Below are 26,073 nucleotides of genomic sequence, written 5' to 3'. Positions count from 1 at the left end.
ACTGGATCGGCGTTGGGCACAACGAGGGCACGCGACCATGCGCGCGTGCTCGTGCAAGACTACGCGAGACGGGTTGTCCTGGGCAAATACGACCTCAAGGGCAGGTTCCGGTCGAGCGTTCGGGGCGGGTGTCTGGCTCACGGTGGGACGTCGTGGCCGTGCACGCCAGTAGAAGGATCGGGGATATCGCGATGAACAATCCATACAACGGCGACCCATACGGCCGTGATCCACACGGCGGTCCTCCAAACGGCAGTGCTCAGAACGGCAGGGGCGGCGAGAGAGCCCCAGACCCGTACGGCACGCCGACCGGCCACAATCCGACGCCCCCATACGATCCCAACCAGTACGGGGCGACCCAGTACAACCCCGTCCAGAACGGCCCGGGCCAGTTCGGCGGGCCACCACCGAGCGGGACTCCCCCATACCCATCGTCACCGTACGGACCACCACCGTCGGGACCACCGCCCGTCGGCCCTCCGTTCGGCGGGCCGCCCTTCGGGGGTCCCCCGTTCGGCCCGCCACCTAACGGCGGTGGCGGGAACTCGGGCACCACCGTGCTCGCGATCGTCGGCGTCCTCGTCTTGATCGTCGGCGTCGTGGTCGCCGTCGCGGTGATCGCCATCGCAAAATCGGGCGACGACAAGGATTCCGAGAACAGTGCCCACGCGAGCACCTCGACCGAGAGCACATCCACCGAATCCACCGTGAGCCCGTCGTACACGCCGTATACGACGACCACCACGACTACACCCGAGACCATCTACTACGGGGCGATCGCGTTCTCCGGGTCGGGCGCGTACAAGGTCGCCACCAACTATCCGACCAGCACCGCCGCGAAGACGGCGGCCGTCAACGCCTGCAACCAGGCCATCTGGAGCAAGGGCTGGCCGTCGGACAGCTATTGCGGATGGGTACCGATGCAGACCGGGTGGTGCGCCTCGGTGGCCACGGCTCCGGCCGCCAGCGGCTGGGGGCCCACGGGTTGGGCGAACGGTCGAGTGCGCTCTTCGGTGATCACCGCGGCACGGGACAAGTGCACGTCGATCGGCCAGGGCACGTGCAGCGAGCTCATCACCACCTGTATGTGACCATTCCCAACCTGGTATCGGGCTCACAGACCGGCTGGTTGACTTGACGCGATGATGCATTCCATCGAGCTCCTGCTCGACGAGCGCAGCGATGCGACCGTGCGAACCCACTGGTCACAGCTCACCGACGCCGGCCTCCCGAGCGCGGGCCGGCATCTCACTCCGACCAATCGCCCGCACGTCACCGTGTTGGTGAGTTCGCGAATTCGGGCCGAGGCAGATGCAGCGTGCGCCCACCTGTCCATGCGATTCCCGATCCCGATGACCATCGGTGCGCCGATTCTGTTCGGCCGGCCCGAACGGGTGATCCTCGCACGGCTCGTGGTTCCGACCGCCGAATTGCTCGATCTGCACGCAGAGGTTGTCGACTTGTCCGCCGACCACATCGCCGATGCCCCGCCGCCGCTCCACACCGCACCGGGAAGCTGGACTCCACACGTCACGATCGCTCGGCGTCTCGACCCCGAGCAACTCACCCGCGCACTCGACGTGGCCGACCTCCAAACTCCGATCGATGGCCGGTTCGTGGCTCTCCGACGATGGGACAGCGACGCGCGCACCGAAACTCGGATTGCTGGGGTTCGCTGACTCCAAGTCCGGTGATCATGACGCTGACCTGCACCAACGCGTCACGTCCCTCTGCTCCCCGTTACGAAGGTTTGGCGGCCAGCGCTCTGACCTGGGAAAACACGATGGTTTGGCGCCCGCAAAATGAGGGTTAGCGACGCTGTGAACCGGCCGCGGTTCCTGCCGTGGAAGCGATCCTTACACTCCGGGTACTTGTGGAGAACTTGGGTTTTGCACCACACAGATTCAACGATTCGGCACAGGGTGTGGCCTGAGGCCACCCACGGCACATAGACAACCAGGTCGGGCACGGCCTGGGCTTCCTCCTGGCCACATTCCACCTCGAGCTGCGAGGACTCGAGTTGAGTTGGAGAGCGCGAGTGCTGCAGCACTCGCGTTCTCCAACTCGGCACTCAGGCGGTGAGAGTGATCTGAGAGGTCGCCGGGCAAGACTTCCGGCATGACACTCACACAGATTCACACCGACCATGCACCGTCCGCCGACGAGTTCGCCGAGCGGCTGTTCACCTCGACTCTGGCCACGGCCGAGACGATGAGCATCTACCTCGGCGAACGTCTCGGCTGGTATGCCGACCTCGCCGATCACGGACCCTCGACTGCCGACGACGTCGCCGCACGCACCGGAACCCATCGCCGATACGTCCGCGAATGGCTGGAGATGCAAGCCGCCTTCGGGATACTGGACGCCGACACCACCTCGACAACCCCGAAGTTCGCCATCGCACCAGGGGTCGCCGAGGTGCTGCTCGACGAACACAGTCTTGCCTACCTCGGCGCCCTCCCACGGATGTTCGCGGCCGCCTTCACGCACCTTCCCGAACTGATGTCGGCCTACCGACGCGGCGGCGGCGTCAGCTGGGAAGCCCTGGGCGCCGATGCCCGCGAATGTCAAGCGGCCCTGAACCGGCCGTGGTTTGCTCAACGCCTCGGACCCGCGATCGCCGGCGTCGACCACATCCACCGGACCCTGTCGAGGCCGGGAGCGCGCATTCTCGACGTGGGATTCGGCGGCGGATGGTCGACCATCGCTCTGGCACAGGCCTACCCCGAGGCACTCTTCACCGGACTCGACGTCGATGCGGAGTCGGTGGCGATGGCTCGGCGCAACGCAGCAGACCATGGGGTGGCCGATCGTGTCGACTTCCGTCTCGCCGACGGCAACACCGCCGGCGAAGCAGGCACTTTCGACATTGCCTTCGCCTTCGAGTGCATTCACGACATGCCACGCCCGGTAGAGGTTCTCCGATCGGTGCGTGCCGCGCTCGTGCCGGGCGGTTCGATGGTGGTCATGGACGAGGCGGTGTCCGGGGAGTTCGCCGGGTCCGCCGACGAGGTCGACCGGCTCATGTACGGATTCTCGATCTTCGTCTGTCTGCCCGACGGAATGTGTTCGGAACCGTCGTCCGCCACCGGTACGGTGATGCGACCGAGCGTCTTGGACGGCTACGCGAAGGACGCCGGATTCGCCGGCGCCGCGACGCTACCCATCGACGACTTCAGCTTCTTCCGTTTCTACGAGCTCACCACCCGGACCTGACCGCGACAGTATGTCCAGGGCGGCGGCACTCGACGCGACCACCGCAGCCGGGTGCAGGGCGGCACCCAGTTCCATCAGGACCGCCACAGTGTCGTCGCCGAGAGTCTCGGTCAGTTCATGCTCAATCCCGGCCAGGCGCTCCTCGTCCTCGCCGTACACCCCGGCACCGCTGAGTTCACCGGAGTGCCGGATGGCTCCGAGCAACCGCGCCGCAGCCGCCTTATCGCCCTGGTGTGCAAGCAGTTCGACGACGGTTCGCATTGCCACCCACTGGTGAGTCCAGTTGCCCGATCTGCGCCAGTGCTCGACCACGTCGCGGAACATGCCGGCCGCGATCGACGGGTCACCGGCCCGCAACTCCACCGACGCCCGCGACACCATGGCCACCCCTTGCAGATAGCGGTCGCAGGTTCGGGCCGAACCCTCGATCGCGTTGTCGAACAACCCAATCGACCGATGCGGGTCGCACTCGCGCAACACCTCGCCGGCGATGTAGTTGCACCACGACGCAACGACGTCGTCGCCCGCGTCCGCCGCAGCGCCGGCGACCGCAATCACGTGCGCCGAACCCGCCTCTGGTTCGTCGGCGTCATCGCGATACGAGTCGACCAGAACCGAACAGGCACGAGCCATGTACGTTACCGACGGCATACCCGCATCGGCGGCGGCGACGCGATAGCGGTGAGTGTGCTCCTGCGCGAGATCGAGATCCCCTTGGAACATGGCCACATCGAGCAGGATCATGTGCAAATACACGAGGACCGGTCCGTGCGGATCGCAGTCGAGCCCGTCCCGCGCCCGTTGCCCCGCAGCGAACAGGTCGCCGTCGAAACGGGCACCGCTTGCCGCAACCGCGAGGACGACCGCTCGTTCACGACGATGCTCATCTCCGCTCTTGCGCAGCAAGTCTCGCGCCCATCCGGTCACCTCGGTACTCATCGACAGTTCGAGATAGGGCAGCAACCCGAGGAGGATGCGGATCGCGAGCCGTCGGTCGTGGGTGACCGCCCAATCCATGGCACGGCGAACGTCGTCCAGCATGGCCGCGGCCATCTGTGCCGCCGCGGCGTGACCCGGTCCCCACAGATCGCGTTCTCGCCCGGCAAGCCGATCGGCGACGTAGCCCGCATGCGCACGGCGGAGGGTCTCGTCACGACCCTGGGTGCACTGTTGCACGCCGAAGCTGCGCAGCGTCTCGAGCAGGCGATATCTGCCGCCGCGCACGGCCACCATCGACACCTCCACGAGTTCGGACATCCGCAGTTCGACGTCGTCGCGGGTAGCGGGTCCCTCGACCTCGGCAACGACAAACTCAACCGCGGCAAGATCGAAGTCGCCGGCAAACACCCACAGCATGTCGAAGAGTTCCCGTTCGCGTTCGCCCAGCAACGAATACGACCAGTCGACGAGGGCGTGCAGGCTTCGATGCCGCGGGTGCGTTGCACGAACCCCGCCGCGGAGCACCCGGAATCGCCACTCGAGCCGCCCCGCCAGTACTTCCGGCCCGAGAGCCCGCATCTTGGTGGCAGCCAGTTCGAGACTCAGTGGGATACCGTCGAGCCGTCGGCAGATCTCCGCAACAGCAGCCTCATTCGCCTCGGTCAGGCAGAAGTCCGGATCGCGGGACGAGGCACGCGCACAAAGGAGTTGGACCGCGGGCGACGACCCGACATCACCGATTTCGCCGGGCGCGGCGAGCGGCTCGAGCGGCAAGATTCGTTCTCCGTCCACCCCGAGCGGCATGCGCGAGGTCGCCAGCACCGTGATACCCGGACACCGCGACCGCAACGTCGACGCGACCACCGCCGCCGCATCGATGACGTGTTCGCAGTTATCCAGCACCACAACGCCTTCCGCGGTTGAGAGTGCGTCGGCCAGCCCATCGACCGGATTCAGGTCCCCGCGCAGCCGCACGCCCGTGGCCGCTGCCACCAATGGCGCCACGGCAGGGCCGTCGGTCACCGACGCCAGTTCTGACCACCACCATGACGTCGGACCGAAGTGCGTCGCGAGTTCCCGGGCCAACGCCGTCTTGCCCACCCCACCCACCCCGACGACGGTGACGACCCGATCGGCCGCCAACGCGTCCGTCACCGCGGCGAGATCGTGCCGGCGGCCGAAGAGTTCGGCGTGCTCACGTCGGGGGGCGGCCGCGGTGGCTTCGGGACCGGCCAGGATCGTTGCGTGCAACCGCCCAAGCGCGGCATCGGGTTCGGTGCCAAGGTCTTCTGCCAGCCTGTCCCGCAGGCTGCGGTAGACGGCGAGCGCGTCGGTCGGCCGATGCGCGCTCGAGAGCGCCTGCATCAGACGCAGGTGCAGACTCTCACGGTAGGGATGCTCCACCGTCGTCGACGAAAGTCGCTGTACTGCATCGGGTGCGCGACCCAGCGACAAGAGCGCGTCCGCACCGATCTCCACGCCACGAAGACGCAGTTCGACCAGATCACCGACCGCCTCGCGCACCCAGTGGGCGTCGGTGAACTCACCGAATGGGTCTCCGCGCCACAGAGCTTCGGCGTCGTCGACCAGGTCGAGGGCCGCCTGCGGATCCGGTCCGAGGAGCGTGGCCGCCGACCGGATCGCGTCCGCGTAGACCGCGACGTCGAGGTCGGTCGGCTTGGCGGTCAATCCGTATCCCGGAGCCATCGTGCGGACCGTCACCGATTCCAGCCCCGCGCGCCGCAATTCGGAGCGCAGACGGAATGCCAGGTTGTGCAGCGAGGCTTCGGGTCGGGTCGGTTGCTCGTCGCCCCAGAGGATGTCGGCCAGCTGGTCGACGCTCACGATCTCACCGGCGTGGACCGCGAGCGCAGCGAGCAGGCAGCGCAGACGTGGACTGCCGAATTGCGCGGTGGTTCGCACCGACGGAACTGTCGGTGCAACGTCGATCGGACCCAGCAGAAGCACGCTGACCACGCGAAATTCTATCATCGGAGGCGTGCACGACGACATGCCGCAGGTTCCGCGTCCGCCCCAGCTACTTCCCGATGCCACCTCGGAGGTCACCGAACGAGCAAACCGGTCGTGGTGGGACTCCGACGCCGAGAACTACCACCGCGAACACGGAGAATTCCTCGGCGTCGGTCGCGACGGCGGCGATTTTGTCTGGTGTCCCGAGCGGGTTCGGGAAGCCGACGTCCACCTTCTCGGTGAGGTAGCCGGTCGCGACATCCTGGAGGTCGGCTGCGGCTCGGCTCCGTGTGCCCGCTGGCTCGCCGCACAGGGCGCCCGCGTGGTGGGCATGGATCTGTCGCGGCGCATGCTCGGCATCGGTGTCGCCGCCATGGCCCGCGACGAGCAGCGGGTGCCACTTGTGCAAGCGACCGCCGAGGCACTCCCGTTCGCCGACGATTCCTTCGACGCCGCATGCTCGGCCTTCGGCGCTGTGCCGTTCGTGGCCGATTCGGCCGGCGTCATGGCCGAGGTGGCCCGAGTGCTCCGCCCCGGCGGGCGATGGGTGTTCGCCGTGAATCATCCGATGCGCTGGATGTTTCCCGACGACCCGGGTCCCGACGGACTGACCGTGACCATCCCGTACTTCAACCGCACTCCCTACACCGAGATCGACGACGCCGGGCAGGTGACCTACGCCGAACACCACCGCACCATCGGCGATCGGGTCCGCGAGATCCGCTCCGCCGGACTGATTCTGGACGACATCATCGAACCGGAATGGCCCGACGACTTCGATCGCGTGTGGGGCCAGTGGAGTCCGTTGCGCGGCAGCTACTTTCCGGGGACGGCGATCTTCTCCTGCACGAAGCCGGTCCGCTGAGGACCATCAGAGCAGCTTCGACAGGAAGAGCTTGGTCCGTTCGTGCTGCGGGTTGGCCAGAACCTCGCGCGGATCGCCTCTTTCGACGACCACCCCGCCGTCCATGAAGACCAGTTGATCGGCCACCTCACGGGCGAAGCCCATCTCGTGGGTGACCACCACCATCGTCATTCCCGACGCCGCGAGCTCACGCATCACGCCGAGGACCTCGCCGACCAGTTCGGGATCGAGCGCCGATGTCGGTTCGTCGAACAACATCAGTTTCGGGTCCATGGCGAGCGCCCGCGCGATGGCCACGCGTTGCTGTTGGCCGCCGGACAGTTGCGCCGGATAGGTGTCGGCCTTGTCCGCGAGCCCCACCCGATCGAGGAGTTCCCGGGCCCGGGCGAGCGCCTCGGTCTTCGACTGCTTCTTCACCTGCGTGGGCGCCTCGATCACGTTCTCCAGCGCAGTGCGGTGCGGGAACAGATTGAAGTGCTGGAACACCATCCCGATATCCCGGCGCTGCTTGGCCGCATCCTTCGGGCTCATCTCGTAGAGCTTGTCGCCGCGCTCCCGGTAGCCGATGAGGTCACCGTCCACGTATAGCCGACCGGCGTTGACCACCTCGAGGTGATTGACGCAGCGCAAGAAGGTGGACTTGCCCGACCCGGAGGGACCGATCAGGCAGAGCACCTCACCCCGGCCGACCTCCAGCGTGATGCCCTTGAGGACCTGCAAGGTCCCGAAGCTCTTGCACACGCGGTCGGCCAGCACCATGGGCTGCGGCTTCGTGTCACCGGCGCTCATCGCTCTCCTCATCCACGACGACCTCGTTCCGCACTGCGGCCATCGCCTTCAACTGCCGGGCGGTGAGCTGCCGCGAGGCACCTCGGGCGTAGTAACGCTCGAGGTAGAACTGGCCGACCATCAACACGCTGGTGATCGCGAGGTACCAGGTCGACGCGACGAGCAACAGCGGGATCGGCTGGAAATTGACACCCGAGATGTCATGGGCCACACCGTAGAGCTCGAGACTGAACGGCACCGCCGTCACGAGGCTCGTGGTCTTCAGCATGCTGATGACCTCGTTGCCGGTCGGCGGGATGATGACGCGCATCGCCTGCGGCAGCACTGTGCGACGCATCGTCTGCGTCCACGACATCCCCAGTGCCACCGATGCCTCGGTCTGACCCTCACCGACCGAGGAGATGCCGGCGCGGACGATTTCGGCCATGTACGCCGATTCGTTGAGCGCCAGGCCGATCATCGCGAAGGTGAATGCCGCATTGAGCGACTGGATGTCGAAGTGAACGAATTGATAGGTGAACGGGATTCCGAGATCGATCTGCTTGTACAGCGACGGGAACAGTCCCCAGAAGACCAACTGCACGTACACGGGTGTGCCACGGAAGATCCAGAGGTACACCCACGACACCGACCGCAACACGACATTGGGTGACAGTCGCATGATCGCCAACAGCACACCGAGAACGATGGCGATCACCATCGACAGCACCGTCAGCGCGATGGTGTACCCGACACCCTCGAGGATGCGGGTGTCGAAGAGATACTTCGCGTAGGTACTCCACCCGTAAGCGTCGTTGGTGGCTGCGCCCCAGATGAACAGGAAGACCAGGATCGCGACGATCGCTGCCGCTACCCATTGACCAGGATGTCGCAGTGGTACGGCCTTGATCGGTGTGGGTTCTGACTCCGCGTCAGAACCCACACCGGTCGGGCCGGTGGTCGGTGAACTCACCCGATCAGCTGGTCGCGCCGTTGATGACCGCGGTGGGGATGGCACCTGCCTGGACGCCCCAGTTCTCGGTGATCGCCTTGTACTGGCCGTTGTCGATCAGGAACTGCACTGCCTTCTGGATGGCCTGCGCAAGTTGCGAGCCCTTGGCGATCGGGTATCCGTACGGCGCCGAGTCGAACACTTCGCCGGCCGCCTCGATCTTGCCGCCGGCCTGCTTGATCGCGTAGGCGGTGACCGGCGAATCCGCCGACATCGCGTCCACCCGACCGAGCACGAGCGCGTTGGTCGCCTCGGACTGATCGGTGAACTTCACCTTCTCGATGGCCGGCTTACCGGCATCGGTGCACGCCTTGCTCTTCGCGGGGATCTCGTCGGTGTCCTGCACGGTCGTGGCCTGCACGGCAACCTTCTTGCCGCAGGCGTTGTTCGGATCGATGTTCCCACCGGCCTGCTGCGCCCACTGCGTGCCCGCATTGAAGTAGGTGACGAAGTCGACCTGCTGCTGCCGCTCCAGGTTGTCGGTGAACGACGACATGCCGATGTTGAACGTCCCTGCCTGGATCGCGGGAATGATCTTGTCGAAGTCGGCTTCCTTGTAGACCGGTGTCACGCCGAGCACCTTGCCGATGGCGTTCATGAGATCGACGTCGAAGCCGATGATCTCGCCGCTGCTGTTCTTGAACTCGTTGGGTGCGTAGGGAACGTTCACGCCGACGATCAATTGCCCGGACTGCGCGATCTCCGGCGGCAACAGTGCTGCGATATCGGCCTGCTTCTCGACATCCACGGAAATCGGTTGGATTGCGGAACTGCCACCATTGCCCTCTGTGGACTCGTCATTGGAGCAGCCCGCCACCACAAGGGCGATCACGGCCAAGAGCAGCGTGAGAATTGCCGGCAGCCTCATCGCTGCCGGACGGATCGATCGCAGGTCGCGCATCACAAAACCCCTTCGTGCCCCGATACTCAGAGCAGGTAACCAACCGAAACTGTCGTGTCCCCCGGCGTCTGAACTTACTGCCTGCGGTCGCACTTCACCGGTCGGTTACGAAAGATTAACCGGCGGAGCCGATCCCGACAGCCAGATGAGCGATCGCTCGCTCGCCGTCGTGGGCTCGTTCGATCAAGCGACCTGGAAGACCCATGCCCGCGGGAACGTGAGGTTTCCGTTGGTGCCCCATTGGTATTCCCGCGCCATCCCCATGCCCGCGTAGCGCTGCAGATGGGCGACCATCGCCTCCCGCGTGTTCACACCCGAGGAGATGCCCGCCAGCATGATGGTCGTCAGATCGTAGGCTTCCGACGCGAACACCAGTGGCTCGGCCTGGAACTTGTCACGGTAGGCCGCAAGGAATTGCTCCGACGACGGACCGCAGGTGCACGCCACCAGAGTTCCCTTCGCGGCCGGGCCGGCTGCCTCCACGAACAGCGGGTTGAAGATTCCGTCGGACCCGCCGACGAACGTGGCCGAGACACCCGCGTCGCGCATCTGCCGCACCAGCGGCGCGGCCTCCGGGTAGTTGCCTCCGTAGAAGACGGCGTCGGGAGCGACCGCTTTGATGCGTGCCACCTGCTGGGCGTAATCCGTGGACCCGGCCTTCAGAGTGAGGTTACAGTCCGCCGCAAGTGCCGATCCCAGGTTCGCCGCCACCGACGGCGACAGGGAACCGGACAGGTCCGTGTCGTCGCCGACCACACAGACTTTGGAGAATCGCCGGGTTTTGGCCAGGTAGTTCGCGATGGCGAACCCGAGTTCATCGTCGGAGATGGTGCCCCGGAAGAAGGTGCGCCATCCGTCGGTGCCCAGCTTCGGCGATGTCGTCGAACCGCTCGCAAAGGCCAGGCCGGCTGCGTTGAACGCCGGGCCCATGCCAAAGGCCTCGCCCGAGGTCCACGGACCGATGACACCGATGACCGAGGGATCACCGATGATGCCGGGAGTCAGCCTCGCCGCCTGTTCCGGATCTCCCTGGGTGTCGACCTCGCGCACCGTCACCGGACAATCGGGATTAGCGTCGTTGTGAGCCTGCACGGCGAGCGCCACCCCGTTACGCGTGCCGGCTGCACGAGTGGCGCGCTTGCCACTGAGCGGTCCGGCCCACGCAATCGTCGTCGGCGCACATTTCGCGTCTCCCGATCCACGTGGATCCAGCGCTTGACTCACGTCATGCGCGGCCGGGCTACCGTCGACGGCGACCTGCGTGATCGGCATGAACACACCGGGGCCAACCGCCCGTGATGCCTTGGCCTCGACCTCGGACTCGTCATCCGATCGGAATGCGTACACACCGGCGGCGACGACCAGCGCCGCCACGATCATTGCGGCAATGCCCCCTGCCCACAAAGCCTTTCGCCGCTTCTTGCGCGGTGGTGGCGGTGGTTGGGACGGCCACGAGGGATGTGGTCCGGGACCCGAGGGTGGTCCGAACGGGCCCAGTGGTTCGCCGGGCGTCGAGCCGGGTCCCGATGCTCCTCCGGGGCCGTACCCCATACCGGCCACCGAAGCGGCCCTACTCGCCCGCATCGACGTCGGGACGGCGGCCGGATTGCTGTCGTCCCCGCGACCGGACGGTGGCACCACCACCTGGGTCGCCGTGACCGATGCACTTGGATTCATGACCTGTAGACCGGCGGCGAAGTCACGTGCGAAGTCCGAGCACGACGCGTAACGCGCGGCGGGATTCCTGGCCAGGGCACGCTGGACGCACGGGTCGATCGGCGCCAGTTCTGGCGAGACCTCCGACGGCGACATCGGTGGCTTGCTCAATTGTGCCGCGATCAGACCCGCCGGGTGCTCGGCAGTGAAAGGCGCTCTGCCGGTGAGCAATTCGAACGTCGTGGAGGCCAGCGAGTACTGATCGGCACGGTCGGTCGCCGACGTCCCGTCGAGCACCTCGGGTGCCGCATAGCGGAATGTGCCGATGAAGGCGGACGTCGCCGTCAGACGTGCACCCGACATGAGTCGGGCGATTCCGAAATCGAGCAAGACCACCCGCTCGAGCGAACCCGTTGCGTCGTCGCGGGTGACCATGATGTTTGCCGGTTTGACGTCGCGGTGGACGACTCCATGGCGATGCGCGTAATCCAGCGCGTCCGCGGCATGCGACACGACCACCCCGACCTCGTCACGAGTCAGTCGCTGGGTCGACGCCAAGTCGGTGCCATCGACGTAGTCCATCGTGAACCACGGCATGCCTTGCTCGACCCCGTAGTGGTAGATCGTCACGATGCCGGGATGTTTCAGGGCGGCCGCCGTCCTCGCCTCGCGAGTGAATCGTTCCTCGAACTGCGGGTCTCCGTGGTCGACGGCGATCAACTTCAGCGCCTCGAGCCGGCCAAGATGTGGGTGCTCGACCAGATAGACCTGACCCATCCCGCCCTGACCGATGGGCCGAACGACCCGATAACCTGCAAAGATACGTCCCGTTTCGAGTATCACGGGGCCTCCACTGGGCATGACGATGCGGATACTCGACACGTCACAGCCATCCGCCCTAACTGTGATGGCCATCACCTTAGGGTCGGGTCGCAGTTCACCACCCGATCAGTGGCGCGGATTCAACCATGTGGCCGACCCCCCTTGAAGTTTCTCGATTCACCTTCAACTGTTCGCCACCGAACCCGTCGCATCAACGACCACCCGCCGACGGCGTCGGCGACCGTGGAGGCGGATGAGGGTCGTCGTCGAGGGCGGGTATCACAGTCGCGGTGATCAGTATGATTTCGTGTTCGGATTCCGGACACAGAGTCATACTGATGGCCGGCCCCTCTGGTCGGCACCGTCGTCACGGCCCAAACCCTGCGATCACGGACCCAAACCGCCACAAGAAGTAGGGGAAGAAACTCGTCCCCTACCCTTGGTGCCCTCCCCCAGAAATTTCTCGCGGACGACCACGAACCCCGGGGATGAAAGTTCTTCCCCTAGATTCCACGGGCAGGACGCTACTCAACCAGCAGGCGGGTTTTCGCAGGTCAGGAGGCCGAAGGCAGTACCCTTCGAATCAGTGTGCCGCGTCGTCCCAGGACCGACCGAAGCCAACCGACACCTCCAAGGGCACCGACAACTCGATGGCGCTACCCATCTCCTCACGTACCACGGCCTCGATCGCATCGCGTTCGCCATTGGCCACTTCGACGACGAGTTCGTCGTGCACCTGCAGCAGCATGCGCGAATCGAGCTTCTCCGCGCGAACCCGCTTCTGCACGTTGATCATTGCAACCTTGATGATGTCTGCTGCAGTTCCCTGGATCGGCGCGTTGAGGGCCATGCGCTCGGCGGACTGTCGACGCTGCCAGTTGTCGCTGTTGAGGTCGGGCAGGTATCGGCGACGACCGAAAAGCGTTGCGGTGTACTCGTTTCGGCGTGCTTCCGCCACAACGTTGTGCAGGTAGTCACGGACCCCACCGAACCGGGCGAAGTACGCTTCCATCTGCTCCTTGGCCTCGTCACGGGAGATCTTCAGCTGCGCGGCGAGACCGAAGGCACTCAGCCCATACGCGAGGCCGTACGACATCGCCTTCACCCGATGCCGCATCTCCGTGGTCACCTCGTCGATCGGGACGCCGAACGCCCGCGAACCCACGAAGTTGTGCAGATCCTCCCCGGTGTTGAACGCCTCGATGAGCCCGGCATCCTCGGACAGGTGCGCCATGATGCGCATCTCGATCTGGCTGTAGTCGGCGGTCATCAGGCAGTCACTCTCGGCGCCCACTACACCGGGCCCGCTCGCTACGCTCCCGGCGCCCACAATAAAGCCCTGCCGGATCTCCCGACCAGCCGCCGTGCGGACCGGGATGTTCTGCAGATTCGGCTCGGTCGACGACAGGCGTCCGGTCGCGGCGATCGTCTGGTTGAACGTGGTGTGGATACGACCGTCGTCGGCGACGGATTTCAACAACCCGTCGACGGTGACCTTGAGTCGGGTTGCGTCGCGATGCTCCAGCAGATGCGCGAGGAACGGATGCTCGGTCTTCTCGTACAGCGCCTGCAACGCGTCGGCGTCGGTGGTGTAGCCGGTCTTGGTCTTCTTGGTCTTCGGCATGTCGAGCTTGTCGAACAGCACGGTCTGCAGTTGTTTAGGCGATCCAAGGTTGATCTGCTCGCCGATCACGTCGTAGGCAGCGTCCGCGGCGACCCGAATCCGTTCGGCGAAGTTCTGTTCGAGCTCCTCGAAATGTGCGACGTCGACGGCGATTCCGGCCGCCTCCAGATCGGCGAGCACAAACGCCAGCGGCAGTTCCATGTCGGTCAGCAGGGGCCGCGAATCGATCCGGTCGAGCTCGGTGTCCAGGGTGTCGGCGAGTTCCGCGACGGCACGCGCCTCGAGCATGTGCTGTTCGGCCAGCTTCGCGGCACCGCCGTCGTCGTCGAGCAGCGACAACTGCCCGTCGTCGGTGGCCGTGTCGTCGCGCAGTTCCCGCCGCAGGTAGCGCAAGGCCAGATCATCGAGGTTGAAGGTGCGCTGACCGGGCCGGACGATGTAGGCGGCCAGTGACGTGTCGCTGGTGACGCCGGCCAGCGCCCAGCCACGCGACGCCAGTGCGTGGATCGCCCACTTCACCTCGTGCAGCGCCTTGCCGACGGTGTCGTCGGCCAGCCACTCGGCCAGCGCACGCTCGTCGTCGGGGTCGACCGCACTGGCATCGATGTAGGCCGACGTACCGTCGGCAGCGGCGATCGCCAGACCGGTGGGATCGGCCCCCACCACGACGTGCGGTGCGGTCACCGCGACTCCGCTGCGGCCGGTGCGGGCGTGTGTGGTCAGCCAGTCCGACACCTCACCCGGCGCCAAGATCGCGCCGTCGAGGTCGAATCCGGATTCCGCTTCTGGCTCAACAGAACTCAATGTCGAGAACAGCCTGTCGCGAAGGACGCGGAACTCGAGATCGTCGAAGAGCTGATGAATGCGGTCTCTGTCCCATCCGACCACGGCCAGCTCGTCGGGCGTGGCCGGCAATTGCATGTCCCGGACCAGTTCGGTCAGCTGACGATTGGTCTGCACCGACGCGAGATGTGCGCGCAGGGCATCGCCGACCTTGCCCTTCACCTCGTCGACGTGGTCGACGAGCGACGCAAGCGAACCGTACTCACGGATCCACTTCGAGGCGGTCTTCTCCCCCACCCCGGGGATGCCGGGCAGGTTGTCACTCGGATCGCCGCGCAAGGCCGCATAGTCCGGGTACTGAACCGGCGTGAGCCCGTACTTCTTCTCGACCTCTTCCGGGGTGAAGCGGGTCAGATCCGACACGCCCTTACGGGGATAGAGAACGGTGATTCGCTCGTTGACCAGCTGCAGCGAATCGCGATCACCGGTGACGACGAGCACCGAGAATCCCTCCTCGTCGGCCTGGGTGGCCAGCGTCGCGATGATGTCGTCGGCCTCGTATCCCTCGATCGCCATCACCGGGATGCCCAGGGCGTCGAGAACCTCTTTGGTGAGGTCGACCTGCCCGTTGAACTCGTCGGGCGACTTGGATCGTTGCGCCTTGTACTCCGGATACATCTCGGACCGGAACGTCTTGCGCGACACGTCGAAGGCCGCGGCGACGTGCGTGGGTTCTTCGTCGCGCAACAGGTTGATCAGCATCGACGTGAAGCCGTATACGGCGTTGGTGGTCTGGCCGCTCGCGGTCTTGAAGTTCTCCGCAGGAAGCGCGAAGAACGCCCGGTAGGCCAGGGAATGCCCGTCGAGGAGCATCAACACAGGTTTACGGTCGGCGCCCTTGCCACGCGTCGTGGATCGGGCGGGGCTGGAACTCTGCGCGGGACTCACCTCTCGAAGTCTAGTGATGCGCTCCGACAGCCTGAGCGCCCATGCACCTCACGGCATGGGCCGATACATCAGCCACACCGTCGGACCGTCAAAGGGCAGTACGACCTCCTCGGTCACCCGGAAACCGAACCGCTCGTACAGCGGCACATTGCGCTCGTTGGAACTCTCCAGATACGCCGGCGCGTCGATCTGCGACAGACGGTGTTCGAGCAGCGCGGTCCCTGCTCCCAAACCTGGAGCAGCGGCACCGAGTTGACCGAGGTACCAGTGCGGCTCCTTGGGACGTCGTTTCATAAAGGTCTGTTCGAGCACGATCCCCCGACCAATCCGCGGTCCGAGGGCACGAATGAACCACAACGAGGACATCACCTGCTCCTTGGCGCTGATCGTGTGCCCGGGCGGGTCCCAGGCCGCCGCTCCGATGGTGGCGCCGTCGCGGACGGCGAGTTCCAGCGTGGCGGTCGGGCCGTGCACATTGCGCAACAGCGTATGGAAGATCATCCGGTGACGACGCGCGTCGGGCTGTATCCACAGCATGACCGGGTCGTCGGCGAACGCCTGCGTGAGCACTCGCTCAACGGTGTCCAGATCGGTCGCGGTATCCACTGTGACGTCCACCATGGCATCGACAGTACTCATCGACGACGGTGCGTTCGGTCCTCACGCCACGCCGAGGTACGCCTCTCGCACCGCGTCGTCGACCAACAGCGCTTTGCCGGGCCCCTCCTTGGTGATGGTCCCGGTTTCCATGATGTAGCCGCGGTCGGATCGGCTCAGCGCCTGTTGCGCGTTCTGCTCGACGAGCAATACGGTTGTGCCATCGGCGTTGATCTGCGCGATGATCCGGAAGATCTGCTGAATCACCATGGGCGCCAACCCCATCGACGGTTCGTCGAGCAGCAAGAGCGTGGGTCGGGCCATCAACGCGCGACCGATTGCCAGCATCTGCTGCTCGCCGCCCGACATCGTGCCGCCGTATTGCTTGCGTCGCTCACCCAGACGTGGGAACACGTCGAATACGTGGTCGAGCGCCTCTTTGTAGGCCGCCTTGTTGGGGAATTTCCTTCCGTAACAACCCATGTCGAGGTTTTCCAGGACGGTCATCCCGGGGAATATCCGGCGCCCTTCCGGCACTTGGACGATGCCACGGGCCACCCGCTCGTGCGGCGACCACTTCGTGATCGATTCACCGTGGAAGCGAATGTCTCCGGCGCTGAGTTTGTTGAGCCCGGAAACGCCGCGCATGGTGGTCGATTTCCCTGCCCCGTTGGCACCGAGCAACGTGACGAGTTCACCCGCGTTCACGTGCAACGAAATCCCGTGCAGCGCACGGATACGTCCGTAATGGATGACGACGTCGGTCAGTTCGAGGACCGGCGTCCCGGTGTCGGCGGGCGTGGCGTCTGTGGTTGGGGCGTCCGGGGTCGCGGTGTCCGACTCGACGGTGTTCGTTGTTTCGGAGTCGTCGTGCTCAGGCGATCTCGTCATCGGGAACTCCTAGGTAGGCGGCAACGACGGCGGGATTGTCGCGGACCTCGCGAGGACTGCCCTCGGCGATCTTGCGTCCGAACTCGAGCACCACGATCCGGTCCGTCACGCCCATGACCAGCCGCATGTCGTGCTCGATGAGCAAGATCGTGTATCCGTCGTCGCGAATCTTCTTGATCAGTCCCATGAGCGCCGTCTTCTCGCTCGGGTTGAAGCCGGCCGCCGGTTCATCGAGGCACAGCAGTTTGGGTTCGGTCGCGAGTGCCCGCGCGATCTCGAGACGCCGCTGATCGCCGTAGGGCAGATTGGACGCTTTCTCGGCCGCACGCGGTCCGATGCCCACGAACTCCAGCAACGCCATGCCGCGATCGACGGCATCGCGTTCTTCGCGGTAGTGGCGTGGTGTGCGAAAGATTCCACCGAAGACCGACGTCTTGTGTCGGGCGTCGGTACCGACGCACACGTTCTCCAGCGCCGTCATCTCACCCCACAGCCGCACGTTCTGGAAGGTGCGCGCGATTCCGCGGCGAGTGATCTTGTGCTGCTTGAGTTTTCCGAGTGGCGCCTGATCAAAGGTGATGATTCCCTTGGTGGGCCGGTAGACACCGGTGATCGCGTTGAAGCAGGTGGTCTTGCCCGCACCGTTGGGTCCGATGAGTCCGAGGATCTCGCCGCGCTTGATGTCGAAGCTGATGTCGTCGAGTGCGGCCAGCCCGCCGAACTCCACGGTGAGACCCTCGACCTTCAGTAGCGTCTCACCCTCTTCGGCAGCGATCTCGCGTTGCGGCGCAACGGCTTCGGCAACGGCTTCCGGATCGGCAAGAGTGGGGTCGACGTCTGCGGGGTTCACCACCACGGTGGCCTCGACGTCGGCGTGGGCTTCTGCCAACTGCTCGGCGAGGTCGGGTGTCGGGGGCGTCTGTTCTGGCTCGTCGGGCAAGCGGTGCGTCATGCGCGGGCCTCCTCACTGCCCGACGGTGCGGGCGCTGGTGTGCGCCGCGCAACCGAATACACTTGCCGACCGAAGGTGATCAATCGTGCTCGGGCCGGGAACAGCCCTTGCGGGCGGAAGATCATGAGCACCACGAGTGCGAGCCCGAAGAAGAGGTACTTGTATTCACTCAGCGCCTGGCCGCCGACCTCGACGCCCTGAACTCGCGCAGGCAGGTACACGATGATGAACGCACCGGCGATGACCCCGAGCTTGTTTCCCTGACCGCCGAGGACGACGGCGCACAGGAACAGCATCGAGTTGATGACCGTGAACGCCTTGGGATCGATGTACTGCACTTGACCCGCATAGACCGCCCCGGACAGCCCGCCGATTCCCGCACCGATGACGAACGCCCAGAGCTTGTATTTGAAGGTCGGCACACCCATGATTTCTGCGGCATCCTCATCCTCACGGATGGCGACCCACGACCGGCCGACGCGACTGCGCTCCAGATTTCCGACGACGATGAGCACGATGATCACCGCGACTATCCCGAGCCAGTACCACCACACGCCGTAGTTGAGGTCGGTGCTGTTGTTGGCGGTCGAGAACACACCGCCTGGGCTCTCGTCACTGCGGCCGAGTTCGGGGTACAGGACGCCCTGCAGGCCCGACGCCCCGTTGGTGACCTCGGTGAGATTGTCGGCGAGCAGTCGCACGATCTCACCGAAGCCGAGCGTGACGATGGCCAGGTAGTCGCCGCGCACTCGCAGCGTCGGCGTGCCCAGGATGAGCCCGGTGACACCGGTGATCACGATCGCGAGCGGAACACACGCAAGCCAGGCCCAGGGGCCCGAGAAGAACCCATGGTCTGGGCTGTTCCACAGCGGACTCGACGGACTGGTCATCAGCGCTACCACATAAGCACCCACGGCGTAGAAGCCGACGTAGCCGAGGTCGAGGAGGCCGGTTTGTCCGACCACCACGTTGAGGCCGATGGCAATGAGCGCGGTCATGGCAAAAGTCGCCATGACCACTCCGAAGTTGGTGGCCGTCGTGGTGATCAGCGGCGGATTGATGACGGGCAGCAGCGCGAGGAGAAGGATCAATGGCGCACCGACCAGCCACTGCTGTACGCGCGGGAGTGCCTCCCACCACGTGCGGATCGCGTCGCCGAGTCCGTGGCGCTCGGGGGCCTGGGGCGTTGTCGTGCCGACCGGTTGCGTCGTCATACCCTCGCCTTTCCGAGCTTCTCACCCAGAATGCCCGTCGGACGGAACATCAGCACCAGGATCAGCAATGCGAAGGCCACCACGTCTTTCCACTGGTTGCCGAACAGCACCGATCCGTAGTTCTCCATCACGCCGAGCAGCAGCCCGCCGAGCAGAGCTCCGCGGACATTGCCGATGCCGCCGAGAACCGCGGCGCAGAACGCCTTGATACCCAGGATGAACCCGCCGTTGAAGATGATCCCGTTCGGGACACGCAGCGTGTAGAGCAGCGCGGCCGCACCGGCCAGGAGACCACCGATCAAGAAGGTGAGCAGAATGACCCGGTCCCGCGATACGCCCATCAGCAGCGCGGCATCCGGGTCCTGCGCCACCGATCGAATCCCGCGACCCAGCCGGGTGTTGTTGATCATGAAGTCGGTGCCCAGCGCCAGAATCACGGCCGAGAAGATGATCACCATCGTCAGGTTCGTGACCGGGGCGCCGAAGATCGTGAACTGTTCGACCGGCGCGACCAAGCGAATTGTCGGCTGAGCCGACGAGCCGCCCAGCGGTGGCTCGACCGGGGCCTTCGGCAGCACGTAGTGCACGAACTCCTGCAAGACGAACGACATGCCGATGGCGGTGATGAGGAAGGCCAACGGCTTGGCGTTTCGCCGTCGCAGCGGCCGATAGGCCACGAACTCCAACCCCATGGCCGCACCGCCGGACACGATCATGCCAAACAGACCCGCCAGCACCAGATAAACCACCGTCATCAACGTGCCCTCGGCGTACGTGTTGCCGGACGGGGTGAACCCCAGCAGCAGCAATCCGACGTAGGTGCCGAACATGCCGAGCATGAAGACCTCGGAATGCGCGAAGTTGATGAGCCGCAAAACGCCGTAGACAAGCGTGTAACCGACCGCCACCAGGGCGTACACGGAGCCGTACGTCAGGCCCTCGATGGTCAGATACCAGAAGCTGTCGACAAGCGATCCGACGTCGAATCCAATGGTCGACGCCACCGCTGTTGTCGTCTCGGCCACCAGGTAGGTGGTGGTCATTCGTCCCCTTCAGCCGTCATCGTTCACGGGTGTACTTCACAAACACTCGGTGCGCCCGAACGCCGGTGGGCGGCACGGACGCACCGAGTGTTTGGTTGATGCGTTACTTGACCTCGTACACCCAGATCAGCGATGTCGAGAGCTCGCCGTTGGTCTGCCACGAGTACTGACGCGCAAGACCCGCGCCCTTGTATTGCCCGATGTACTGCAGGAGCTTCGGTCGGGTGGTGTTGCCCTCCTCGATGCCCTTCATCATGATGGCCGCGATGTCGTAGGCCTCGACGGAGTAGACGCCCGGAGCCTGGTTGAACGCCGACTGATACTCCTGCGCGAACTGCGAGGGAGCCGGACCACACGGGCACGACAGGTAGGCGCCCTTCGCCGAGTCGCCCGCCTGCGCGGTGAACTGCGGATCGTTGGCACCGTCACCCGACACGAAGGTCACGTTGGGGGCTGCGGTCTTCAGCTGCTGCGCGAGTGGCGCGGCCTCCGCGTAGTACCCCGCGTAGAACACCGCATCCGGTTGTGCCGCAGTTACTTTAGAGATGACCGCCGAGAAATCGCGCTCACCCTTCTTCACATCGCCGGAGCAACTGGCGTCGGCCTTGGCACCCAGCGCCTCGGTCACCGCATTCTCCAGGCCGGCGCCGTAGTCGGTGTCGTCCTTGATGACGCACACCTTCTGCTTGCCGAGCTTGCCGGTCAGGTAGTTGGCGACGGCGGGACCTTGCACGTCATCGTTGGCCAGTCCGCGGAAGAAGGTCTTCCAGCCGTTTCCGGTGAGGCCCGGATTGGTGGCCGACGCCGTCACCGACACCAGCCCCGCCTGATTGAAGATGCCGCCGGTCGCCTTGGTCTCGCCCGAGAAGGCAGGACCGATCAGTCCGATGATCGAATCATCGTTGGTGATCTGCGGGGCTACCTGAGTTGCCTTCTGCGGATCGCCTTCTGTGTCGAAGGTCTTCAGCGTGATCTGGCAGTTCGGGTTGGCCTTGTTGTGCTGGTCGACGGCCAGTTGAGCGCCGTACTTGATGTTGATGCCCAGAGCCGCATCGGCACCCGTGAGGGCGCCGGCCATCGCGATGGTCGCGGGGGCACAGGTCTGGCCGCCGGGTTCGGCGGGATTGAGCGCGTTGGCCTCCTGTACCGCGGGCTGTTCCTCGCCCGCGGTATTGATCTGGGCCACAGGCGAGATCGTCAGTCCGGAGCCGGCCGATCCACTGGATTCAGAACCCGAATCCGTGGATTTGCTACTACATGCCGAAACGGCGAGTACAGCTGCCAGCGTCGTCGCCAGTGCAACTGTCGTCACGCGACGGTGCATTGTTCAGTACCTCTCTCCAAGAGCCGGCCCGACCCCTTGGTCGAGAGATCTGCTGAGCAGACCTTGAGAAAACATAGACCGCCCAAGCGCTGGGTGCGATGGATTGGGCGCAAACTCCCACGACAAACGCGGTGAGGTTTTCCCAGAATTTACGAGGCTCGCAGTTCAGTCAGCCCTGGGGACCGAGCGTCTCCACGACGACCTGCGCCACCGCCTTCATCGTCGTCCGACGATCCATCGCTGCACGCTGAATCCACTTGAACGCCTCGGGTTCGGACAAGCCCTGCTTCTCCATCAGCAGACCCTTGGCTCGTTCGACGACCTTGCGTGTCTCCAGACGATCGTTGACCGTCGCGACTTCACGCTCGAGCATCTTGAGTTCTTGGTAGCGACTCACCGCGACCTCGATCGCCGGGACCAGATCAGCCTTGGTGAACGGCTTCACCAGATATGCCATCGCGCCGGCGTCGCGAGCCTTCTCGATGAAATCGCGCTGGCTGAATGCCGTCAGCATCACCACCGGCGCCAACCGTTTCTGGGCGATCTCGGTGGCCGCGTCGATCCCGTCGCGGATCGGCATCTTGATGTCCATGATCACCAGGTCGGGACCCAGGCTCTCGGTGAGTTCGACGGCCGCCTGACCGTTGGGCGCCTCCCCCACGACGTCGTAACCCTCTTCGCGAAGCATCTCGATGAGGTCCATCCGAATCAGCGAGTCGTCCTCGGCGACGAGCACCTTGTGTGCCGTCGTCGCACCGTCGGCATGTGCCTTGACGCTGTCGGTCACCGTCACTTCCCCTCCTCGATGTCGGCGACCCCGCAGGTCGGGCCACCGAGCATGGCCCGGCAGCACGGAGGTCGATGCTGGCAGAGTACCGGGTGACGTGCCCACCGGCCGATCATCTAGAGTTGGCTGTTGCAACCGACACCGTCGCGCGCACGCCCTCGTAGCCCAATTGGCAGAGGCAACGGATTCAAAACCCGTCCAGTGTGAGTTCGAGTCTCACCGAGGGCACCATGAAACCCCTGTTCAGCGGGGTTTTCTGCTCGCCACCCGACAACATGAAATGCCGGGTCATCGGCGTCAACCTGGCTTCCGCGATGCCGCCGAGGTAAGCGAGAACCGTCGGTCGCTCACGAATATCCCGCTTGCGCAATCCTTCTGGTGCGCGGGTGGGAGTTCTCCGGTCAGCCGTCGGCGTGGCCGACGCACTGTTCCGCGGGAAGATGACTGTGGGCCCACTTGACCAGCGCCTCGAAAACGGGTGAGATCGCCAGTCCGTCGTCGGTGAGCGCGTAGGTCACGGCGACTGGAGGTCCGGGGTCCACCTTGCGCTCGACGAGATTTGCTCTCGTCAGTTCGTTGAGTCGGTCCGACAGCATCGAATCGCTGATGCCCAGTCCGCGCTTGAGCTCGGCAAAACCTGCCGGCCCGTGCATCAACGTGCCCAGCAGAAGTCCGTTCCAGCGTTTGCCCAGAAAGGTGAACGCCCGGGTCAGCGTCGCATCGCAGGCGGGGGGCTGACCATCCGTCGACGATGCCACCGATGCAGCGCGACGAGTAGGCATGTGTCCGATCTTAGCAACTCTCGGTTTGGACTTAACTACTAGATTAGTAGTACCATCAAATTGAAGAGCCACACTGATTATAGGAGTAAATCGATGAGTGTAGATCTTGGGTATGACCTCGAACAGCTGGACGAGCGCGGCCGATCGCTGCTGTTCACCGAAGCGCGAACCGCCAATTCGTTTGCCGACATCCCCGTCTCCGACGACGAGTTGCAGGGCATCTGGGATCTCGCCCGGTGGTCTCCGTCGGGCGCCAACGCGCAGCCCCTGCGCGCGTTGTTCATCCGAACCCAGGACGGGCGCGAACGACTGGCGCCGCACATGATGGAGACCAACGGCGACAAGGTTCTCGCCGCCCCCGCGCTGGCCATCCTGGCCTACGACGGACGCTTCTACGAACAGTTCCCAACGACATTCCCGGATCGTGCCGAGATGTACTTCCAGCACTTCTCCTCGATGCCGGAGGACGTCGTCAAGGACATGGCCGAGTACAACGCCGCTCTGCAGTCCGGTGTGTTCCTCATGGCGGTCCGCGCACAAGGGCTCGCTGCCGGCCCGATGGGCGGATTCGACCGCGCTGGTGTCGACGCGGAGTTCTTCGCCGGCACGACGTGGAAGAGCCATCTGGTTGTCACCATCGGACACCCCGGGGACAACCCGTGGTTTGACCGACTGCCGCGCGTCCCGGCGGAGACCGCCCTCGCCTGGGGGTGATCCATACCGACGGCAATAGACGTCGGCGCAGATCGCGAGCGAGCGCCCGAAACCGAGCGCGAGCCGTGGCGACTACATCTCGCGGCGAATGGCACCCTCGGCGCGCAGGTCGGCCAGCGTCGGGTAGCCGTTTGATCGCCATCAGGAGATCGGCCTCGGCCAGCACCGACCGGAGGTGATGCACCAGCCCGTCCTCGCCGCCGACGGCCAGCGCGTATGCATAAGAGCGTCCGAGACCGACCGCGGTGGCCCCGAGCGCCAGCGCGAGGACGACGTCGCTCCCGTTGCGCACCCCCGAATCGAACAGGACCGGCGTATCGCCCGCGGCGGCCACCACGCCGGGAAGTGCTGCAAGGCGGGTAGTCCTCCATTCGCCTGGCGCCCAACATGATTCGAGCAGTAGATCGCGTCGGCACCGACGTCAATGGCGCGGCGGACGTCGTCGGGGTGACATACCCCTTTCGGAATGACGAGGAGATCGGTCACCTCTCGAATCCAGGCGAGGTCGTCCCAAGTGACCGGCTGCCCGAAGTTCGCCGCCCACGTCAGGATCGCAGTCGGCAGGTCCTCCTCCGGGCTCTTGGCGAGCTTGGCAAGGCAATTGGGATCGGTGAAGTAGTTGGAGACGCACATCCCACGCAGCTGCGGAAAGTTGGATGTAATGAGGTCACGCGGCCGCCAGCCAGGCGTCCAGGTGTCGAGGGTGACCGCGATTCCCTTGTACCCGGACTGCTCGGCACGGCGGATGAAGCTCAGCGCGAGGTCACGATCCCTGGGCATGTACAGCTGAAAGAAGCCCGGCGTCTCCTGGTGGACGGCACCGGTCTCCTCGACCGGGTCCATGGACAGCGTGGACTGCACGGCCGGGATTCCGGTGCGTTCGGCGGCGCGTGCGACCGCGAGATCGCCGTGGAAGTCCTGTGAGCAGATCCGGATCACCCCGATCGGCGCCATGAATACCGGCGACGGCAGCGTCATGCCGAACAATTCGACGGACAAGTCACGTTCGACCGCCCCCACACCCATTCGGGGCACTACGCCCCACTTCTCAAAGGCATCGACGTTTGCCCGCTGCGTCCGCTCGTTCCCACACCCACCGGCGACATAGGACCAGATCCAGGGCGGCAACACCTCCTGCGCCCGGTGTTCCAGGGACTCCGAATCCACGGGATACCTCGGAAGTCGGCCCTGGGTGCCGGCCAGGTATATCTCGAGTTGAAAAGCCCCGTAATCGGGTGTCATGTCAGTGCCTCCTCGTGGCGCAAGCCTGGGCGCCCAGATCAGCCTCCGACTCTGGGCCGAAGCCTTGTGACTGTGGTCACAACGCGACGTTCGACTGGGTCGCTGAGCCCGACAAGCCGGCACGCCCGTCGCCAAGGGCCCGCGTGTCGACTTCTGGGAATCCGGGCCCGAGCACGCGTGAAGCGCCTGATCCGCCTTTCACCTGGTATTTCATCCCAATCGTGGCATTTGTCGCTCGCGGCGTGACGGGTGAGCCCCCTCACGTCCACCCCCTTCTCGCTGGCTTCGCCGACCTTTCCGTGAGTAGCCTCGCCGTGTCCTTGCCGATACCGAACTGTTACCAAAAGACGAAATGGACAACGACGTGCCACGAAACCAACTGAACGCACACAACTCGACAAAGCCCGTCACCCGCGCCTGGACCACCAAGGTCAAGACCGGCGCCGTCGTAGCCTTCGCGGGCACGATCGGCCTCACCATCGGAGGCGCAGCCCACGCGGCGGCGCAGCCCGCTCCCCCGATGCCCAAGCTGCCCGCGAACGTGACACTTCCGCCGCAGGTCGACAACCTGGCGCGCGGCATTCTCCCCCCGAACATCCTTCCGCCGCGCGTTCTCCCGCACGTGCCGGGCCGCGCCGTGGCGCCGACCAGCGGCACCGTCACCTCGGGCTACGGCGAACGCTGGGGCAGCCACCACAACGGAGTCGACATCGCCAACAAGATCGGGACCCCGGTCTACGCGGTGACCGACGGAGTCGTCCTCGAATCCGGTCCGGCGTCGGGCTTCGGCCAGTGGGTCCGCGTTCGGCAGGACGACGGCACCACCGGCGTCTTCGGCCATGTCGACAAGAGCTTTGTCCACGCCGGACAGAAGGTCAGCGCCGGCCAGAAGATCGCCACCGTCGGAAACCGTGGCCAGTCCACCGGGCCGCACCTGCACTACGAGGTCTGGGACAAGAGCGGCAACAAGATCAATCCGCAGGTCTGGCTGAACAAGCGCAACGTCCACCCGTGACCCGCTG

At 65.0% G+C, this 26,073-nt stretch carries 20 protein-coding genes, 1 tRNA gene and 1 pseudogene; 7 read left to right on the top strand and 15 right to left on the bottom strand.

The genetic code is table 11. From position 1 onward, the window contains the following. The first annotated feature begins 191 nt into the window (after positions 1-191). From ABZW74_RS08910 to ABZW74_RS08900, 3 genes are all read left to right on the top strand, one after another. The gene (locus tag ABZW74_RS08910; RefSeq protein WP_355275678.1) at positions 192-1,091 is read left to right on the top strand and encodes a DUF4189 domain-containing protein; all 900 of its coding nucleotides are present in this window, start codon (positions 192-194) and stop codon (positions 1,089-1,091) included. A 51-nt stretch (positions 1,092-1,142) separates the two neighbouring features. Further along, entirely contained in the window at positions 1,143-1,679 is a 537-nt protein-coding gene (locus tag ABZW74_RS08905; RefSeq protein WP_240855669.1) for a 2'-5' RNA ligase family protein, read from the top strand. Between the two features lie 439 nt (positions 1,680-2,118). After that, positions 2,119-3,216, top strand: a complete 1,098-nt coding sequence (locus ABZW74_RS08900) for a class I SAM-dependent methyltransferase (protein WP_240855670.1) — start codon at positions 2,119-2,121, stop codon at positions 3,214-3,216. Here the strand turns inward: ABZW74_RS08900 and ABZW74_RS08895 are convergent. Beyond that, complete coding sequence (locus ABZW74_RS08895; protein WP_355275675.1) at positions 3,160-6,132, bottom strand: BTAD domain-containing putative transcriptional regulator; 2,973 nt, start codon at positions 6,130-6,132, stop codon at positions 3,160-3,162. The genes ABZW74_RS08900 and ABZW74_RS08895 overlap by 57 nt on opposite strands. Positions 6,133-6,166: 34 nt before the next feature. Between ABZW74_RS08895 and ABZW74_RS08890 the strand changes: the two genes are divergently transcribed. Then, on the top strand, positions 6,167-6,991 hold the full coding sequence (locus ABZW74_RS08890) for a class I SAM-dependent methyltransferase (protein WP_240856026.1): 825 nt from the start codon (positions 6,167-6,169) through the stop codon (positions 6,989-6,991). Positions 6,992-6,997: 6 nt separating this feature from the next. On the opposite strand, the gene ABZW74_RS08885 is transcribed toward ABZW74_RS08890, so the two are convergent. The 12 genes from ABZW74_RS08885 to ABZW74_RS08830 form a co-directional block, all read right to left on the bottom strand. Further along, complete coding sequence (locus tag ABZW74_RS08885; protein WP_355275673.1) at positions 6,998-7,780, bottom strand: amino acid ABC transporter ATP-binding protein; 783 nt, start codon at positions 7,778-7,780, stop codon at positions 6,998-7,000. Next, a complete protein-coding gene (locus ABZW74_RS08880; RefSeq protein ID WP_240855674.1) occupies positions 7,767-8,732 on the bottom strand; it encodes an amino acid ABC transporter permease in 966 nt (321 codons plus the stop codon). Before ABZW74_RS08880 ends, ABZW74_RS08885 begins: the two co-directional genes overlap by 14 nt. A 4-nt stretch (positions 8,733-8,736) precedes the next feature. After that, complete coding sequence (locus ABZW74_RS08875; RefSeq protein WP_240855676.1) at positions 8,737-9,672, bottom strand: ABC transporter substrate-binding protein; 936 nt, start codon at positions 9,670-9,672, stop codon at positions 8,737-8,739. 183 nt (positions 9,673-9,855) lie between these two features. Next, entirely contained in the window at positions 9,856-12,171 is a 2,316-nt protein-coding gene (locus ABZW74_RS08870; RefSeq protein WP_355275670.1) for a bifunctional serine/threonine-protein kinase/ABC transporter substrate-binding protein, read from the bottom strand. A gap of 562 nt (positions 12,172-12,733) precedes the next feature. Next, positions 12,734-15,505, bottom strand: a complete 2,772-nt coding sequence (polA, locus tag ABZW74_RS08865) for a DNA polymerase I (RefSeq protein WP_355275668.1) — start codon at positions 15,503-15,505, stop codon at positions 12,734-12,736. A 48-nt stretch (positions 15,506-15,553) separates the two neighbouring features. Beyond that, positions 15,554-16,126, bottom strand: coding sequence for a GNAT family N-acetyltransferase (locus ABZW74_RS08860; protein ID WP_355275666.1), 573 nt, complete (start codon positions 16,124-16,126; stop codon positions 15,554-15,556). A 39-nt stretch (positions 16,127-16,165) separates the two neighbouring features. Next, positions 16,166-16,993: an ABC transporter ATP-binding protein gene (locus tag ABZW74_RS08855; protein WP_355275664.1), complete on the bottom strand. Its 828-nt coding sequence runs from the start codon at positions 16,991-16,993 to the stop codon at positions 16,166-16,168. Then, positions 16,977-17,945, bottom strand: a complete 969-nt coding sequence (locus tag ABZW74_RS08850; RefSeq protein WP_355275662.1) for an ABC transporter ATP-binding protein — start codon at positions 17,943-17,945, stop codon at positions 16,977-16,979. Before ABZW74_RS08850 ends, ABZW74_RS08855 begins: the two co-directional genes overlap by 17 nt. Then, entirely contained in the window at positions 17,942-19,159 is a 1,218-nt protein-coding gene (locus ABZW74_RS08845) for a branched-chain amino acid ABC transporter permease (protein WP_355275660.1), read from the bottom strand. The genes ABZW74_RS08850 and ABZW74_RS08845 overlap by 4 nt, the downstream gene beginning before the upstream one ends. Continuing rightward, a complete protein-coding gene (locus ABZW74_RS08840; RefSeq protein ID WP_355275658.1) occupies positions 19,156-20,202 on the bottom strand; it encodes a branched-chain amino acid ABC transporter permease in 1,047 nt (348 codons plus the stop codon). Before ABZW74_RS08840 ends, ABZW74_RS08845 begins: the two co-directional genes overlap by 4 nt. A 103-nt stretch (positions 20,203-20,305) precedes the next feature. After that, on the bottom strand, positions 20,306-21,526 hold the full coding sequence (locus tag ABZW74_RS08835; RefSeq protein ID WP_240855693.1) for a branched-chain amino acid ABC transporter substrate-binding protein: 1,221 nt from the start codon (positions 21,524-21,526) through the stop codon (positions 20,306-20,308). A 169-nt stretch (positions 21,527-21,695) separates the two neighbouring features. Then, complete coding sequence (locus ABZW74_RS08830) at positions 21,696-22,319, bottom strand: ANTAR domain-containing response regulator (protein WP_240855695.1); 624 nt, start codon at positions 22,317-22,319, stop codon at positions 21,696-21,698. 148 nt (positions 22,320-22,467) lie between these two features. Between ABZW74_RS08830 and ABZW74_RS08825 the strand changes: the two genes are divergently transcribed. Then, positions 22,468-22,544 (top strand) — tRNA-Leu (locus ABZW74_RS08825). Positions 22,545-22,714: 170 nt separating this feature from the next. Here the strand turns inward: ABZW74_RS08825 and ABZW74_RS08820 are convergent. Beyond that, positions 22,715-23,095: a helix-turn-helix domain-containing protein gene (locus ABZW74_RS08820; RefSeq protein ID WP_240855716.1), complete on the bottom strand. Its 381-nt coding sequence runs from the start codon at positions 23,093-23,095 to the stop codon at positions 22,715-22,717. Positions 23,096-23,188: 93 nt separating this feature from the next. On the opposite strand from ABZW74_RS08820, the gene ABZW74_RS08815 reads away from it, so the two are divergent. Then, complete coding sequence (locus ABZW74_RS08815) at positions 23,189-23,809, top strand: malonic semialdehyde reductase (protein WP_355275655.1); 621 nt, start codon at positions 23,189-23,191, stop codon at positions 23,807-23,809. 72 nt (positions 23,810-23,881) lie between these two features. Here the strand turns inward: ABZW74_RS08815 and ABZW74_RS08810 are convergent. Then, positions 23,882-25,051 (bottom strand): annotated as a pseudogene (locus tag ABZW74_RS08810) (alpha-hydroxy-acid oxidizing protein). 352 nt (positions 25,052-25,403) lie between these two features. Here ABZW74_RS08810 and ABZW74_RS08805 point away from each other — a divergent pair. After that, entirely contained in the window at positions 25,404-26,066 is a 663-nt protein-coding gene (locus ABZW74_RS08805) for a M23 family metallopeptidase (protein WP_240855720.1), read from the top strand. Positions 26,067-26,073: the final 7 nt, after the last annotated feature.

It is taken from the genome of Gordonia sp. NPDC003585, assembly GCF_040610755.1.
Taxonomy (GTDB): Bacteria; Actinomycetota; Actinomycetes; order Mycobacteriales; family Mycobacteriaceae; genus Gordonia.
Note: the sequence above shows the minus strand (reverse complement) of the source record. Positions and strands in the feature narration are given on the sequence as shown.